Annotated in this window: 13 protein-coding genes; 6 read left to right on the forward strand and 7 right to left on the reverse strand. The window is 69.3% G+C overall.

The window, feature by feature from the left end; genetic code table 11:
* Nucleotides 1–14: 14 nt before the first annotated feature.
* On the reverse strand, nt 15–1106 hold the full coding sequence (locus POL72_RS48945; RefSeq protein ID WP_272104186.1) for a right-handed parallel beta-helix repeat-containing protein: 1092 nt from the start codon (nt 1104–1106) through the stop codon (nt 15–17).
* Between POL72_RS48945 and POL72_RS48950 the strand changes: the two genes are divergently transcribed.
* Nucleotides 1105–1377, forward strand: coding sequence for a hypothetical protein (locus POL72_RS48950; protein WP_272104188.1), 273 nt, complete (start codon nt 1105–1107; stop codon nt 1375–1377). The genes POL72_RS48945 and POL72_RS48950 overlap by 2 nt on opposite strands.
* A gap of 400 nt (nt 1378–1777) precedes the next feature.
* Here POL72_RS48950 and POL72_RS48955 read toward each other — a convergent pair whose 3' ends face one another.
* Nucleotides 1778–3448, reverse strand: coding sequence for a right-handed parallel beta-helix repeat-containing protein (locus POL72_RS48955; protein WP_272104189.1), 1671 nt, complete (start codon nt 3446–3448; stop codon nt 1778–1780).
* A gap of 211 nt (nt 3449–3659) precedes the next feature.
* Between POL72_RS48955 and POL72_RS48960 the strand changes: the two genes are divergently transcribed.
* Both POL72_RS48960 and POL72_RS48965 read left to right on the forward strand, forming a co-directional pair.
* Nucleotides 3660–4049, forward strand: a complete 390-nt coding sequence (locus POL72_RS48960; RefSeq protein WP_272104191.1) for a hypothetical protein — start codon at nt 3660–3662, stop codon at nt 4047–4049.
* Between the two features lie 353 nt (nt 4050–4402).
* Nucleotides 4403–5002, forward strand: a complete 600-nt coding sequence (locus POL72_RS48965; RefSeq protein WP_272104193.1) for an HdeD family acid-resistance protein — start codon at nt 4403–4405, stop codon at nt 5000–5002.
* Nucleotides 5003–5042: 40 nt separating this feature from the next.
* On the opposite strand, the gene POL72_RS48970 is transcribed toward POL72_RS48965, so the two are convergent.
* From POL72_RS48970 to POL72_RS48985, 4 genes are all read right to left on the reverse strand, one after another.
* Nucleotides 5043–5858, reverse strand: a complete 816-nt coding sequence (locus tag POL72_RS48970) for an HAD hydrolase family protein (RefSeq protein WP_272104194.1) — start codon at nt 5856–5858, stop codon at nt 5043–5045.
* Nucleotides 5855–7249 (reverse strand): glucose-6-phosphate dehydrogenase, encoded by a 1395-nt coding sequence (gene zwf / locus POL72_RS48975; protein ID WP_272104196.1) that lies wholly within the window; start codon nt 7247–7249, stop codon nt 5855–5857. Before zwf ends, POL72_RS48970 begins: the two co-directional genes overlap by 4 nt.
* Before the next feature lie 277 nt (nt 7250–7526).
* Nucleotides 7527–9182 (reverse strand): tetratricopeptide repeat protein, encoded by a 1656-nt coding sequence (locus tag POL72_RS48980; RefSeq protein WP_272104197.1) that lies wholly within the window; start codon nt 9180–9182, stop codon nt 7527–7529.
* 37 nt (nt 9183–9219) lie between these two features.
* A complete protein-coding gene (locus tag POL72_RS48985) occupies nt 9220–10344 on the reverse strand; it encodes a metallophosphoesterase (RefSeq protein WP_272104199.1) in 1125 nt (374 codons plus the stop codon).
* Nucleotides 10345–10700: 356 nt separating this feature from the next.
* On the opposite strand from POL72_RS48985, the gene POL72_RS48990 reads away from it, so the two are divergent.
* The 3 genes from POL72_RS48990 to POL72_RS49000 are packed head-to-tail and all read left to right on the forward strand — an operon-like array spanning nt 10701 to nt 13812.
* Nucleotides 10701–11291, forward strand: coding sequence for a hypothetical protein (locus tag POL72_RS48990; protein WP_272104200.1), 591 nt, complete (start codon nt 10701–10703; stop codon nt 11289–11291).
* Nucleotides 11292–11298: 7 nt separating this feature from the next.
* Entirely contained in the window at nt 11299–12690 is a 1392-nt protein-coding gene (locus tag POL72_RS48995; protein WP_272104201.1) for a hypothetical protein, read from the forward strand.
* Between the two features lie 60 nt (nt 12691–12750).
* Nucleotides 12751–13812 carry an imelysin family protein gene (locus tag POL72_RS49000; RefSeq protein WP_272104202.1) on the forward strand — a complete coding sequence of 354 codons (1062 nt, stop codon included), beginning with the start codon at nt 12751–12753 and terminating at the stop codon, nt 13810–13812.
* Nucleotides 13813–13848: 36 nt separating this feature from the next.
* On the opposite strand, the gene POL72_RS49005 is transcribed toward POL72_RS49000, so the two are convergent.
* Nucleotides 13849–14253 (reverse strand): hypothetical protein, encoded by a 405-nt coding sequence (locus tag POL72_RS49005; protein WP_272104203.1) that lies wholly within the window; start codon nt 14251–14253, stop codon nt 13849–13851.
* Nucleotides 14254–14278 lie beyond the last annotated feature (25 nt).

Raw genomic sequence — 14278 nt, forward strand, 5'->3', positions numbered from 1 at the left:
CTGTGCTGGTGGGACTACTCTTCGCTCTCGAAGGGGCCGAGATCCGGCGCGGATCCGCTGTACTCCACGCCTACGTCGATGCCCGCATCGCGGAGATCGCTGCCAGGCACCAGCTTCAGGTAGTCGATGTCCGGCAAGCTGCCATCGGCCTTGCGGGGGCCCTTGAGCAGGCTCGTGTCGACGCTCACGAAGTCGCCGCTCGTGGCGGACAGTCCGCCTTGCCAGCTGTTGTTGGTGATGTTCGTGGTCGTCGCCGACAGTGACCCGTTCGTCCCCAGAGAGATCGTGTTTCTGATGGTCAACGAGGCCGCGATGTTGGAGGTGCTGAAGTTGATGTTGCTGCCATTGGCGTGCGCCGCGCTGTTCAGGATCGTGACGCTGCCGCGATTGCTGTTGTGGTCGAAGCCGTCGTTGACGTTCCCCGCGGCGATGCACCGCGTGTAGACGGCGTTGTGGTGCAGATCTTTGCCGTCGCTGCCGCCGGACTTGAAGCCGTTGCCGTCGCCCGCGCCGACCGAGCCATTCTTGAGCTTCCCGTTGTCGATGGCCCAGCAGCCGTCGTAGGTCGTCGTGACGTTGTCTGCAGGGCGCAGGTAGCCGTCCCAGCCGTCATCGAGGTTGTTCCAGGCGCGGCAGCCCACGAACTTGTTGCCCGTGCCGACGTCGAGCTTGGCGGCGAAGCCGTCGGCGTTCTCCAGGCTGGAATCGGCGTTGAAATACGAGTCGCAGTTGAGCACCAGGTTGTCGGCCGCCCCTCCGCCCAGCTGGAGTCCGGTGTCGGCGCATTCGACGAACGTGGAGTATTCGATCACGTTGTGCGAACCGCTGACGAACATGCCGTTGTCGCCGGCTCGGAGAACATCGATGCCGTAGATGTGCCAGTAGTCGCCGGACAAGACGAGCCCGCGATTGCTGGAGCTCTCCGCCATGGCGGAAAAGTCGAGCAAGGGGCGTTCGCTGTCCAGGGGATAGGCGCGCAGCTCGATGGTTGCGCCGCTCATGCCGTCCTTGGTCAGGCTGAGGGTCGCCTTGAGCGCGTAGGTGCCCCCGCGCAGGTAAATGGTGTCGCCCGCATCCGCCTGAAGGAGGGCGGCGGCCAAGGTCATGGGATCGCTCACCGTTCCCGACGCGTCCGCCGAGCCATCCGGAGCCGCGAAGATCGCATCGGGGTCGATCGTGGGCCCTCCGCCGCTTCCCGATCCGCCGCCCGTCCCCGTGGTGGCGCCCCCAGCTCCGTCGCTGCCCGTCCCCGTGGTGGCGCCCCCGCTGGCGCTCCCAGCACCGTCGCCGCCCGAGCCCGTGGCGCCGCCGCCGGACGCCGTCGTGCCACCCGTCGTGACGGTGCCGCCTGCGCCCGAACTGCCGGCGCTCGTCTGAGCCCCGCCGCTCCCTGGAGTGTCTGTGTCAGCCGCGCCGCCGTCAGAACAGGCCGCACTCGCCAACAACACGCTCGGGGCCAACAGGAGCGGCCACAGATGGCCGCGTCGGATCTGGAGCGGGGGCTTGGAGCTCGGGGTCATGCGATGGACGCATTACCACGCCGGCAATAGGCCGTCTAGCGCGACAAACGGGTTGAAACTGCCCGAAATGCGCAGAATTTCGAACCGCCAAGACGCCATAAGACGCCAAGATATTGTTTTATTTTATGACGTCTTGGCGTCTCATGGCGTCTTGGCGGTTCATTTCTCGCTAGAACAACGTGATGGTTGTTCCAACGCGCTTCGTACGAAATTCAAGAGAGCGGCGAAGGGCTGCGGCACGCGGGCCGCGGCAGCGCTCATGCGCTGGCTGAGGCTCGGCGCTTCCGGCGCATTCTCAAGGTCCACAGCACGAGGTTGAGGAGCGCGAGGCTCGCTGCGCCTGGCCGGTGGCCGCCAGGCATACTGCACGCGCAGCCGGCTGAATCGTCGGCGCTGCTCGGACTGGTGCCACCGCCGCCCGTGCCCGAGGTTCCGCCGCCACCGACGCTCGTCGTGCCGCCGCTGGTTGCGTCGCCGCTCGTCGCTCCTCCGCTCGTGGCTCCTTCGCTAGCGCTTGCGCCGCCCGACCCCGTATCCGCGGTACCGCCGCTGCCCGCGCCGGCGCCCCCCGCTCCGCCAGCGCCGGAGGCCCCCGCGGTCTCGACCAGCCCCGCCTCGAAGCAGCCAAGATCCGGAGCGGAGCCTGCGTAGGGCAGCCCGACGTCGACGCCCTTGTCGATGGCGTCGCTGTCCGGCGCGAGGCGGAAATTCGTGAGGACGGGCAAGCTTCCGTCGGCCTGTCGCGGAGCTTCCAGCCCCATCTCGGACGGGTTTTGGAAGTCCGCGTTCGAGACCGTGACACCCCCCGCCGTCCAGGAGTTGTTCGCGTCGTCGGCGTCGTTGCGGTTCGAAAACAGCGTCCCGCCGAACGCCAGGTTGTTCCGGTAAACCCCGACGGTGATGTCCTTCCCGTTCGAATCCATCCCGAGCATGTTGAAGTCGGGGCGATTGCCGTACGAAGTGTTGTTGTAGAAGTAGAGCGTGCTCGGGTGGTGGTTCGCGTAAAACCCTGCCGCCCTGTTGAAGGCGGCGAGGCAGTTTTGCACCGTGTGCGCCGCGGGCTCGGCCGGAAATTTCGCCGGATCGGCGCCGTAGCCGCCGCCCTTGAAGCCGTTGCCGTTGCCGATGCCGGTCTGCGTCCCCGGCTTGTAGCCGTTGTACCAGGCCCACGAGTTCTCGACGAGGCAGGCTGCGCCGGAGTTGATGAAATCGTAGCCGTCGTCCGCGTTCCACCAGGCGCGGCAGCCTCGAAATACGTTGCCCGTCTCCCGGGCGCCGACGTGACAGCCGAAGCCGTCCGCGCTCTCGCCCGCGCCGTTCGACGTGAGCTCGTCGAAGTTGTCGTGCGAGTCGCAGTTGAGCACGAGGTTGTTGCTGCCGCGCTGGATGAAGATGCCGGCGCCCATGATGTGGTGGACGTCGAGCGCCTCGAAGATGTTGTTGCTCCCCTGGTTCCACACTCCCCAGGACTCGTGGTTCAGGTTGTTGTTCTGGCGAACGCCTTTGATCTCGAGCCCCTTGAGGTGAATGTAATTGCCGGACACGAGGATGCCCTTGATACGGCAGGAATCCCTGATGCCGTCGAAATCGAAGACGGGCTTCTCGCCGGGCGCGGCCCAGTACCTGATGGGATTGCCGGCGCTCCCGCTCTTGTTCAGCACCACACCGCTGATGGTCGCCGTCCCGCTCGAGCAGGTGGTGGTGCCCTCCGTGTACGCGTACGTGCCGCCCTTGAAGTAGAAGACGTCGCCGGCCATGGCCACGCTCTGCGCTTTGGCCATCGACGCGAACGGCGCGTCTTCGCTGCCGGCGTTCGCGTCGTTGCCGGCGGGCGCCGGGGCCACGTAGTAGTCCTTTGCCCAGCCGCTCGTCGCAACGAGCAGCGGAGCGCCCAGCGCAGACAGCGAGAGGAGGAGCCGCACGTTCATCCTTGCACCAGCCCGAGGTCGTCGAGGTTGAAGCCCGCCGAAACCGTGGGAAAGCACACCGAAACGTTCTGGAGACGTCAAGCCCAAACTGCGGGACCTCCGGGTTGACAGGACCAACGTCTGTGCGATATCGGCTGCAGGTGCGCCGCTCGCGCACATGGGGAGTGGATCCATGCGACGATTCGCGATCTCTCGTTGGCTGATAGCGTGCTTGGCGAGCTGTACGTCCGCGCCGCCGTCCATGCCGGGGGACGGGGTCGTCGAGGGGCCTCCGCCCCCTGCGCCGTCGTGCCCGACCCAGAAGCTCGCGTTCACCAGGGACACGGGGTGCGTGAACGATGGATCCCTGGAGTTCTGCCTGCCGTCGGGCGACGCGGCGCTCCTCGCGCGCGTGCGGGGCATCGCGCCCACGATCCGGGCCGGCTCGTCGGGCGGGCGCGCCAGGTGCGATGTGTCGAAAGAGACCCTGTACTTCTTCCCCACGGGAGACGCCGAGTGCACCGCGCGCCATGGCGCGCTCGAGGACGCGGCATGGGACCAGGTCTGTCGTATCGCCGCGCTGCCCGAGGTGCGGGAGATCGTGCCGACGTGGTACGAGTGAGCGCGGGCGGGCGCTCCTGCGTTGGCTCGCCGGCCGAGCGGCCCGGCCGCGCCGATTCTTGGTAGAACCACGCCGCGGAGAGGGCCGTCCGCCATCGCCTGGGCGTGCGGGGGGTGAGCAACCCGATCACGGGAGCGCGAGACCGGCCGCTCTGGGGTCACTTGACACCGCTCGGGGACGGCACCTTGTTCGCCGTGGTCCGACCCCTGCCGTGCCCCCCCCCGGCTCATGCGCTCTCGGCGGAGCGCGTGGCGCTCGCTGCGGCGGGCAGGCGCGCCGGTGAGGCGCTGGGCTTCCATTCACGGTTCACGATGACGGCGAAACTCCAGCTCCGGGAAGAGGAGGGTACACACATGGCTGATCGCTGGGAGGACCCTGTTCACACGACGAGCTTCGGGTTGCAACTGGTCGAGCCCCATACCTTGCGGGAGAACCGCGGCTCGTTCATCGGGCTCGGCATTGCCCTTCTGGTGCTTGGTGCTCTCGCGATCCTCATGCCCGTGATCGCCTCGCTGGTCACGGCGGTCGCCATCGGGGGCGTGCTCGTGGCGAGCGGCCTCTTTCAGGGCGTCCACGCCGTCCAGCACCGGCGATGGGCCAACTCCGCCTGGTCGCTCGCGGGCGCCCTGATCCAGCTCGCCGCGGGCGTCCTGATCGTGGCCTTCCCGGTGACGGGCACGGTCACGCTGACCTTGATCCTCGCGGCGTTCTTCTTCGCGGAAGGCTTCCTCAAGATCGTCCGCGCGCTCCAGCACCGCGAGATGCCCAGCTGGGGTTGGCTCCTGTTCGACGGGCTGCTCGCGCTGGCGCTCGGGGTCCTGATCTGGTGGCGCTGGCCGAGCACCGCGGCGTGGGCGATCGGGCTGCTCGTCGGCGTCAACGTCCTCGTCAGCGGCATGTCGATGCTGCTGATCGGGTCCAGCGCGCGACAGCGGCCGGTGGCCAGCATGTGACAGGCGCCCCGGGCCGGAGACCGCGCGTGACGCTCGTCCCTCACTGGCCACCACCGCTCGTGGCGAGCAGCCAGGTCTCGACGGCGTGCGCGAAGCCCTCGTCGGCGTTCGACAGCGTGATGAAGTCGGCTTGTCGCTGCACGACGGCGCGCGCCTGCCCCATGGCGATGCTGAGCCCGCACTCCCGGAACATGAGCACATGGTCGGGCAGCTCGCCGATCGTGGCCATGGCTGCGCCGGGGACGCCGAGGCGCGCCGAGAGGGCCCTCGCGACCTCTCCGGAGTTGGCCCGAGGGTGCATCACCTCGATGCAATGAGGCACGGGGCGTGATGCCGAGAAGAACGCGCAGGCCCCCCGGAGGTCCGACTCGCCGCGCTCCAGCACCTCGGCGTCGTCGCTGACGCCGACGATCTTGACCGCGCTGTCCACGACGCCTTCCCAGCGCTCGACGACCCTGGGGAAACACTGCACGACCGCCTGCTCGCGCGCGACGTGCGGCGCGTCGGCGCGGCGCACCAGCCAGTCGTCACCCTGGTAGACCCAGACCGCGGCGCCGTGTCGCTCCAGGGTCGCGATGACGACCGCGGCCGCGCCGTTGTCCATCGGGTGCTGCTCGATCAGGGAGAGATCCGGCCGCACCAGCATGGCGCCGCCGAACGCGGCGACGGGGGTCGCGATCCCCAGCCGCCCGAGCAGGCCGCGCAGGCCGCGCGGCGAGCGCCTGCTCATCAGCGCGAGGTCGACGCCGGCGTCGCGGAGCCGACTCACCGCCTGCTCCGCCCTGGGGGTGAGCGCGCCCTCGGGCGTGAGGAGCGCGCCGTCCACGTCGGCGAGCAGCACGCGAATCCCGGTCATGCGGCTCTCCTCGCCAGCGGGGTGGCCACGGTCGGTGTACGCCACCCGCCGAGGTCGGCGACGAGGCGGTCGGCCTCGGCTGGGCCCCAGCTGCCCGGCTCATAGGGCGAGAGCGGAGTCGCCTGGTCCAGGACCGGATCGACAACGGCCCATTGCGCCTCCACTTCGGCCTGGCTCGCGAACAGGGTCGGATCGCCTGCGAGCGCATCGCCGAGGAGCCGCTCGTAGGGCGCCAGCGCCTCGGACAGGTCGCTTGTCACGAGCAGCTCGGTCGCCTGTCCGGCCATCAGCTCGCCGGGCGCCTTGATCCGCACGCCGACAGCGAGCTCCGGCGCCGGAGCGAGCCGGATGCGCACGTAGTCTGGAGCCCCGCGCCCGACGTCCTCGAACACGGCGTGCGGAGGCCGTCGCAGCAGGACGAGCACCTCGGTCGCCGTGACGGCGAGGCGCTTGCCAGCGCGGATGCAGAACGGCACGCCCGCCCAGCGCCATGTGTGGATGCGGAGCCGCGCGGCGCAGAACGTCTCGACCTGCGACCCCGGCGCGACGCCCGGCTCGCCGCGGTACCCGTTGTATTGACCGCGGACGACGTGCGCCGGATCGAGCGGCGTGATGGCCCGCAGCAGCCGGACGCGCTCCGCACGCACGGCGTCGGCGTCGCCGGACGGGGGTGGATCCATGGCGAGGCACGCGAGCACCTGCAGGAGATGGTTTTGCAGGACGTCACGGATGCACCCGGTCGCGTCGTAGAACCGGCCGCGGCCCTCGATGCCGAACCTCTCGGCCATGGTGATCTGGACGCTCTCGACATGGTGGGAGTTCCAGACCGGCTCGAGCAGCGCGTTCGCGAAGCGAAAATAAACGATGTTCTGGACCGGCTCTTTGCCGAGGAAGTGGTCGATCCGGTAGATCTCCTCTTCCGGAAAGACGCTCGCGAGCGTGCGGTAGAGCGCGCGAGCGGACTCCAGATCCTGGCCGAACGGCTTCTCGACGACGAGCCGCCCTCGCCGCACGCACCCGGAGCGATCGAGCGCCTTGACGACCTCTTCGAACAGGGCGGGCGGCACGGCCATGTAGTGGAGCGGCCGCTGGGCGGTGCCGAGCCGCTCGCGGAGGCGGTGGAACGTCGCCGGATCGGCGTAATCCCCGCTCACGTACGAGAGCCGCGCGCACAGCTCGCGATGGACGCCGGCCTCGAACACGCCCGCCCGCTCGAGGCTCTCGCGGACGCGGGCGTAGAGCTGCTCGATGCTCCACGGGCTCTTGGCCACGCCGATGATGGGCACGTCCAGCTTGTGGCGGCGGATCAGCCCGGCCAGCGCCGGGAAGATCTTCTTGAAGGCCAGGTCGCCCGTCGCTCCGAAGAGAACGAGCGCGTCGGCGGCCTTCATGCCGTCTGCTCGGCGGCGCCGAACCTCGCGCGCCGCATGCCCGAACTCCCCTGGCCTTTACCTTCCATCCATCCAGTGCGCATGCGCTCGGCTCCTCTCGTCATGGCCCTGGAGGCCCCGGTCCCGCTCCGGCATCGCGTGTGCCACGCTCGATCGGTACGAGCGCGCCTTGCCGAACGCGGTAGCGGGAGGCTCGCCGGGGCTCCTGCCGCCGCGGTCCTGAGCGCAGCTCCGCACCACGCCTGTGCAGCCTGCGCATGCGGCGGGTCCGAGCGGCTCACCGAGCGCGGGCGCGCTTTTGCGCCATGCCTTGGAGCCTCTTCACGAGCTCGACAGCCTCGTCCTCGCGGCCGAGATCGTGCAATGCCCTGGCTCGAATGAGGAGCGACTCGGGGAGCGCGTCCTTGCGGCTGGTCTCGGGCTCGAGCAGGCGGGCCGCTTCTGCCGGGTCACCGCTGCGAAGCGCGACGGTCGCTAGGTTGTGGGTGATCTGGCGCTTCTCCCGATCGTCGCCGGAGCGATCGAGCGCGGACGTCCACGCAGCGCGAGCGTCGGCCCACCGCTCTTGAGCGAAGCGCACAGCGCCGAGGTTCTGGAGCGCCGCGAGCTCATCGGCGTACGAGAGATGGTCGGCGTCGGGCGCCGCGGCTCGCTCGTACCGCGACGCGGCCGCCTCCCAGTCGCGGGCGTCCCGAGCCACCTCGCCGAGGAAGAACTGCCCCTCGCGGCACGCGGGCTCGCGGCTCACCTCCGGCGCCCAGAGGCGCTCATCGCTCGCATACCTTCGTCCTTCGCGCAGCGAGAGCGCCGTGAACGGCACGCCGAGGACAAGGACCAGCGCCCACAGGCGCCGGCCGTGGCGGTCGGCTGCGTGGGCGAGGAGCATCGCGCCGAACGCAAGCGGCACATAGAGGTAATGGGGCGACCACCAGCGCATGATCGGCACGAGCTGCAGCGACGGCAGGAGAGAGAGCGCGAAGAGCCATGCAACGCCCCGCCGTCGTGACGCGAGCAGGGTGACGCCACCGAGCACGGCGGCGCCGAAGAGGGCCGAAAGGCTCGCCGTGCGGGTGATCCGGAACGCATCGCAGATGCTCTGGTCGAGCGGCACGACCAGCGCCAGGGCGCTCTTCCCGAGCGCAGCGAGCCTCGTGCCGACGCTCTCGTCGAGCGGCAGCGCGGGATGCTGGGCCCGGAAGCGGGGCGCGTACAGCAGGCGGAGGCCGGTCGCGGCCGCGAACGCGGCGCCTTCCGCTGCGAGCAGGCGCAGGCGCGTCGCGCCGTCAGCGGAGGATGCCTGTGGGCGCGGCCCGGCGTGCAGGGCGGCTCCCCCATGCGCCGGGGAGCCGCCCTCCCGACGTCGTTCAGCGGAGAGCGCCAGGACGAACAGCGGACCAAGCAGCCACGCCGTCTCCTTCGTGAGCGCGCCGGCGAAGAGCGCCGCGGCTGCGAGAGCGGGCTTTTGCGCCTGGTGCGCGGCGACGAGCGCAAGGAGGAAGACCGCTATCATCGCCTCCGAGCGGAACGCGATCGCGGAAGCGACCAGGGATGTCGTCGGATGCACCGCGAAGAGCAGCCCGGCCGCCAGCGCCGCGCGGGGCGAGAGGCCGAGGGCCCGCGCCGCCACGGTGGTCATGACCGACGCGAGCGCGTGCCAGCCGAGCGTGACCGCGTGGAAGAAGCCGGGCGTCTTCGACACGGCCGCGTCGATGGAGAGCGACAGCGCCATGAGCGGCCGGTAGAAGCTGGTATCCGCGAAGCCCCGGGTGAACAGCCCGAGCCAGCCGGAGGGCGCCGCGAGCGCGCGCCCCTCCCGGAGGTGCGCGTGATCGAGCCAGACGTAGCCGCCGCCGAGGGCCGTCGCGTGGGAAGCGGCGGCCAGCGCGGCGACGGCCATGAGCCCGCGGCGGCCGGGGGAGAGCTCGCGCAACATGCACCCCTGCTACGATCGCGAGAGTCGCCTGGAACGCTCAGTCATGGGTGATCGAGAACGTCTCGGCGGTCGTCCCGCTGATCGTCTTGAAGTAACCCGTGGCCGCCTTGGGGTTGCCGCCGACGTTGAAGGTGATGAACTGAGCACCGTAGTTCGCGCTCTGGTTCGAGGTGTAGATGAACCCCCACGTGTTGCTGCACCCGTACGGAAACGTCGTCGGTGTGCAGCGCGTCTGGGTGCGGATGCTGTTCCCGCCGAGGCCGGCGACCGTCACGAACGTCCGCCCGTTCGTTCCATCTCCTCCGACGCAGAGGACCCCTGCGCCGTTGCACGTGGGGTCGACTGTCTGCGAGGTCATGTTGGTGAGCGTCCTCGTCCGCTCGTAGCTGTGCTCGTGTCCCGTCTGGATGATCGCGCCCTGCTTCCGGCACGTCTCGTAGACGTCCCAGCCCATCTCGTCGCCCTTCCCGCCCACCTGCATGGCCGCCTGATTCTGGTGCCACTGGCAGATCTTCCAGATGTGCGTGTCCGTGTCGAGGAACGGCGTGATGTGCGTCGCCCCGTTATCGCCCTTCTTGGCGGTCACGAGCACGAGGCCGCGGAAGGTGGTCTTGTAGTTGGCGTCGTGCGCGCCGGCGACCCGGGTCGCGCCGCCGAGGTGATTCGCCGCCTTGGGCAGATAGCCGCTCCAGGAGGAGTCATCGTGGTTGCCGCGGGAGATGAACACGGGGAACGTCGTGCCGAGGACCGACTCGACCTGGTTCCACCACGTGGTCGGGTTGGCGGAGTACGACATGTCGCCGTTGACGACGACCGCCGCCGCGCCCTCGCTGAGCACGAGGTTCAGCACGCTCGTGAAGCTGCTCCCCGTGCCCGTGTCCCCGATGAAGGCGATCTTGAGGTTCGGATCCGTCGAGACCGTTCCGTTGAGCGCGGCCGAGGTCGTCTCGCTCGGCTCGAGGGCGCCTTCCTCCTCCTGCCCGTCGTAAACCCCCTGCGGATCGTCGTTCGCGCGCTCGTCGCCGCCCGCGCCGGCGCACGCCGAAACCCCGGTCCCCATGGACAGCGCCAGCACGATGACGCTGACCGCGAGGCCGAACATCCGCGCGAGGGGAGCCTTACGAGGCTCCTTCTGCTGATCCCTATCTCCTTGTGTCTCCATGGAATACGTTCCTTCCCCACCAGGCGCACGGCGCTCCGCGCTCACGGCGTTCCCGTCAAGATCGAGAGATCTATCCCCTGGATGGAAAATCTACCCTATTGCAAGGGCTCTTGTTTTTGTGATGGAGATTTTGTTGCGCTATCGTTGCATAGGAATTCAAATTGGTCGACGAGCACGACGTCGGGGCCAGATCATCGCCGAAGTACAGCAGCTCAGCTCGTCACTCAATCTCCACACCGCTGCCCTCGTCGCTGCCGGTAGAAGAGCCTGTCGACTCGAACCTCTCCTCGTTGACAGGCTCGACGCGGTAGATCTGCGGGCGGACAGGAGAACCTGATATGAATCTGTCCATGTGCATGGATGTGGCCCGAGGGCTCCTGTGGTTGAGCTCTGCGCTGGCGCTCGCCGGATGTGGAGCCGATGACGCCGGAGGCGGACCGAGCCCCGCAGAGGCGGCGCTGTGCAGCGGGACGATCTGCGCCGAAGACGAGTTCTGTTACTATCCGCCGGGGGCATGTGGAGGGAAGGACGGAGCATGCCTGTTGCGACCGACGACGTGTCAGAGCGACACGCAGGTCTGCGCCTGCGACGGTCGCGCCTACGCGAGCGCCTGCGAGGCGGAGCGGGCAGGGCAGAGCATCGGCGCGGCCGAGACGTGCGCCCCTGCGGCCGCGCCTCCAGGGACCTTCGCCTGCGGCAGCTACTTCTGCAGATCGGCCGATCAGTACTGCGAGATCCTCGACGAGCCCCACGAAGAGCCGTTCAAGCCGCCGCCGCAGCTCTTCTGTCACACGATCCCTGTCCCCTGCATGCCGGAGCCCTCGTGCGACTGCGTCGGCGATGCCGCCGAATCCATGAGCGTGGGAAACTGCTACAGCCCGCCGGTCTGCACGCAGGACGCGGGGAAGCTCACCATCGAGTGCAACGCCGAGGTGTATGACCCGTGAGGACCCGGTGAGCGCGCGACGAGGCGCCCTCCTGCGGATGATCCTGACCGCCGCTCCGCTCGCGGGCTGCGCCGGCGGCTCCGACGCGCCCGGCGGGACGCCGACGTTCCACGCCGATATCGAGCCGCTCCTTCAGCGTAGCTGCGTGAGCTGCCACTCCACGGGTGGGATCGCCCCGTTCGGTCTGGGCAGCTACGAGGACGCCAAGAGCGTCGCCGAGCTGATCGCCGAGGTCACGAGGGAGCGCACGATGCCCCCCTGGGGCGCGTTCGAGACGGACGAGTGCAGGCCTCGTCATGGCTGGAAGGCCGATCTCCGGCTCAGCGGCGAGGAGATCGCGAGGTTCGAGGCGTGGAGCGCAGGAGGGGCGCCGGAAGGGGAGCGCGCCCTCACGCCGGCTCCCCTCGCGTCGGGTGCGGACGAGCTTCACGGCGCGGAGCAGGAGCTGGCGCCGATGGCGCCGTTCGTCGCGAGCGGCGAGTCGGATCAGTTTCGCTGCTTCGTCCTGGATCCGAAGCTCTCCGACACCAGGTACCTGAACGGGTGGAGCTTCCTGGTCGGAAACTCGAAGATCGTGCACCACGCGTTGATGTTCCTCGACGAGCGCGGCGAGAGCGAGGCGCTCGCCGGCCCTGACGGCAGCTACGAGTGCTTCGGCGGCCCACGGGTCGAGGGCGGCGTCGTCGCGGCCTGGGCGCCCGGCGGCCGACCTTTCGACGCTGGACCGAACGTGGGCGCCCCGATACCGGCGGGCTCACGGCTCGTGATGCAGATCCATTACCACCCGGCCGGGGCGACGGCGGCCCCGGACAGCACACGCTTTCAGATGCGCTTCACGCCGTCGCCCCCCGAGTACGAGCTGATCTTCGCGCTCGTCGGCAACTACGCTCGCCAGTTCGCGAACGGCGACGGCTTGCAGCCCGGTCCGGACGACGAGCGAGGCGCCTCCTTCCGCATCCCGGCAGGCGCTCACGACCACGTCGAGCGCATGCGCTTCACGCTGCCTGCCACGATGAACGGTCACCCGACGCCGGACCTCCACGTCTACGGCGTCGGCCCGCACATGCACTACATCGGCAACGACGTGAAGATCGACATCGAGCACGCGGGCGGGGCCTCCGGCCAGGAGACGGAGGAGTGCTTGCTGCAGGACCCGTCCTGGGACCTCACGTGGCAGCGCCTCTACCAGGTCGACGCCGCGATTGCAGATCTGCCGCGTCTCGCGCCGGGCGACGCGCTGAAGATCAGGTGCACGTACGACAATTCTCTGGAAAACCCCCATCTGCGGGCGGCGCTGAGCGAGCGACACACGACGAGCCCGGTCGACGTGTCCCTCGGGGATACGGCGTTCGACGAGATGTGCCTCGCGAGGATGGCGTTCATTTACAAGGCTCGTTGAGGAGGCGCTGTTCGACTCTGTGCGCTCCTCCCCAGCGCCCCAAGACAGGAGCTCTTCCCCATGGTCATCCATCGCGCGCGTCTTCCCTTCTGCCTTGCCGTCGCCGCCTCGTCCGCGCTCGCCGCGTGCGGGAGCGAAGGCGAGGAGCCGCTCGCCGCCCCTGGCTACGAGGAGCAGGCCGTGCTCGACGTGAAGGCGATCATCCAGACGAACCTCGACGGCCTCGCCGCCGCGGCGGCGGCGCTGCAGGCCGCTGCGCCCGAGCCGGACGAGGACGGGTGGAGCGCGGCGGCCGACAAGGACGCCGTCGACGCGATGAAGGCCGAGTGGAAGAAGGCGCGGTGGGCCTATGAGCACGTCGAGGGCGCGATCGCGGTCCTCTTCCGGGATCTCGATGTGTCCACCGACGCCCGGTATGACGCGTTCATCGAGGCGGCCGCCGACGCCGATCCGTTCGACGGCGAAGGGGTGACCGGCGTCCACGCCATCGAGCGGATCCTCTGGTCCGACGCCATTCCGCCTGCGGTCGTCGAGTTCGAGTCGGGCCTCGGGGCCAGGTACCGCGCCGCGGCGTTCCCCGCGACCGAGGCGGAGGCCAAGGCGTTCAAGCGCGGCCTCTGCGCCCGCCTGGTGGCGGACACGAGGAAGATGCAATCCGACTTTCGCGGGCTGGCGCTCGACGCGCCGTCGGCGTTCCGGGGGGTCATCGGCTCGCTCGGCGAGCAGGTCGAGAAGGTGGCGAAGGCCGCCACGGGCGAGGAGGAGTCCCGCTATGCGCAGTACACCCTCGCCGACATGCGCGCGAACGTGGCGGCAGGGAGGCTGACCTACGCTGCGTTCCAGCGCTGGCTCCTCTCGAAGGAGGGCGACGCCGCCGCCGTCGATCAGGCGGTCCTCGATGGCTTCGAGCGGCTCGAGGATGCCTACGCCGCGCTCCCCGGCGACGCGCTGCCGCCGGTGCCCGACCTGTGGAGCTCCGAGGATCCGACGTCGGCGCAGCTCGAGACCCCGTTCGGCCAGCTCTTCTCGCTCGTTCAGCGCGAGAGCGATGACGCGGTGGAGGGCTCCCTGGTCCGCAGCATGGGCGAGGCCGCCGATCTGCTCGGCATCCCGGAGCTATGATCCACGAACGGCGACACCCACCTCAGGGGGCCTCTGTCAGGCGCGCTGTGACGCCGGGCGCCTGAGCTTGCCTGCCCTGACGACCCGCCTCTTGAGTCTCTTGAAGAGGTCGAGAGGGAAGCTCTCGATCACGTCGACCCGATCCGCGATGAACAGCGCGACCCAGTGGGAGAGCCGGTGATCCGGGACCTTGTAGGCGGCGCGGCGCAGCGCCCCGCTCGCTCCTCTCGGCGGCAAGGCCGTGCTGAACACCGGCGTCGGACGGGCGCGCCCTGGGTGCCTGAGCACCAGCCCCTCGATCGGCTGCTGCTCGGGCTCGAGCCAGTGCGCGCTCTCCAGGAGGCGCGGCGGTACCTCCCTCGGGACGCCGGGCCTGTCCTCGGGGCAAAGATCGACTCCCCAGTACGGCAGCTCCCTCGGCACTACGATCTCGGCTTCCATGATCGTCTCCCCCTCGATGACCGAG

The organism is Sorangium aterium (assembly GCF_028368935.1).
Lineage (GTDB): Bacteria > Myxococcota_A > Polyangia > Polyangiales > Polyangiaceae > Sorangium > Sorangium atrum.

Coding starts and splice junctions, on each gene's coding strand:
- POL72_RS48970 (WP_272104194.1), bottom strand. CDS start 5,858: ATGACCGGGATTCGCGTGCTGCTCGCCGACGTGGACGGCGCGCTCCTC.
- POL72_RS48950 (WP_272104188.1), top strand. CDS start 1,105: ATGGGATCGCTCACCGTTCCCGACGCGTCCGCCGAGCCATCCGGAGCC.
- POL72_RS48965 (WP_272104193.1), top strand. CDS start 4,403: ATGGCTGATCGCTGGGAGGACCCTGTTCACACGACGAGCTTCGGGTTG.
- POL72_RS48985 (WP_272104199.1), bottom strand. CDS start 10,344: ATGGAGACACAAGGAGATAGGGATCAGCAGAAGGAGCCTCGTAAGGCT.
- POL72_RS48990 (WP_272104200.1), top strand. CDS start 10,701: ATGGATGTGGCCCGAGGGCTCCTGTGGTTGAGCTCTGCGCTGGCGCTC.
- POL72_RS49005 (WP_272104203.1), bottom strand. CDS start 14,253: ATGGAAGCCGAGATCGTAGTGCCGAGGGAGCTGCCGTACTGGGGAGTC.
- POL72_RS48945 (WP_272104186.1), bottom strand. CDS start 1,106: ATGACCTTGGCCGCCGCCCTCCTTCAGGCGGATGCGGGCGACACCATT.
- POL72_RS48955 (WP_272104189.1), bottom strand. CDS start 3,448: ATGAACGTGCGGCTCCTCCTCTCGCTGTCTGCGCTGGGCGCTCCGCTG.
- zwf (WP_272104196.1), bottom strand. CDS start 7,249: ATGAAGGCCGCCGACGCGCTCGTTCTCTTCGGAGCGACGGGCGACCTG.
- POL72_RS48980 (WP_272104197.1), bottom strand. CDS start 9,182: ATGTTGCGCGAGCTCTCCCCCGGCCGCCGCGGGCTCATGGCCGTCGCC.
- POL72_RS49000 (WP_272104202.1), top strand. CDS start 12,751: ATGGTCATCCATCGCGCGCGTCTTCCCTTCTGCCTTGCCGTCGCCGCC.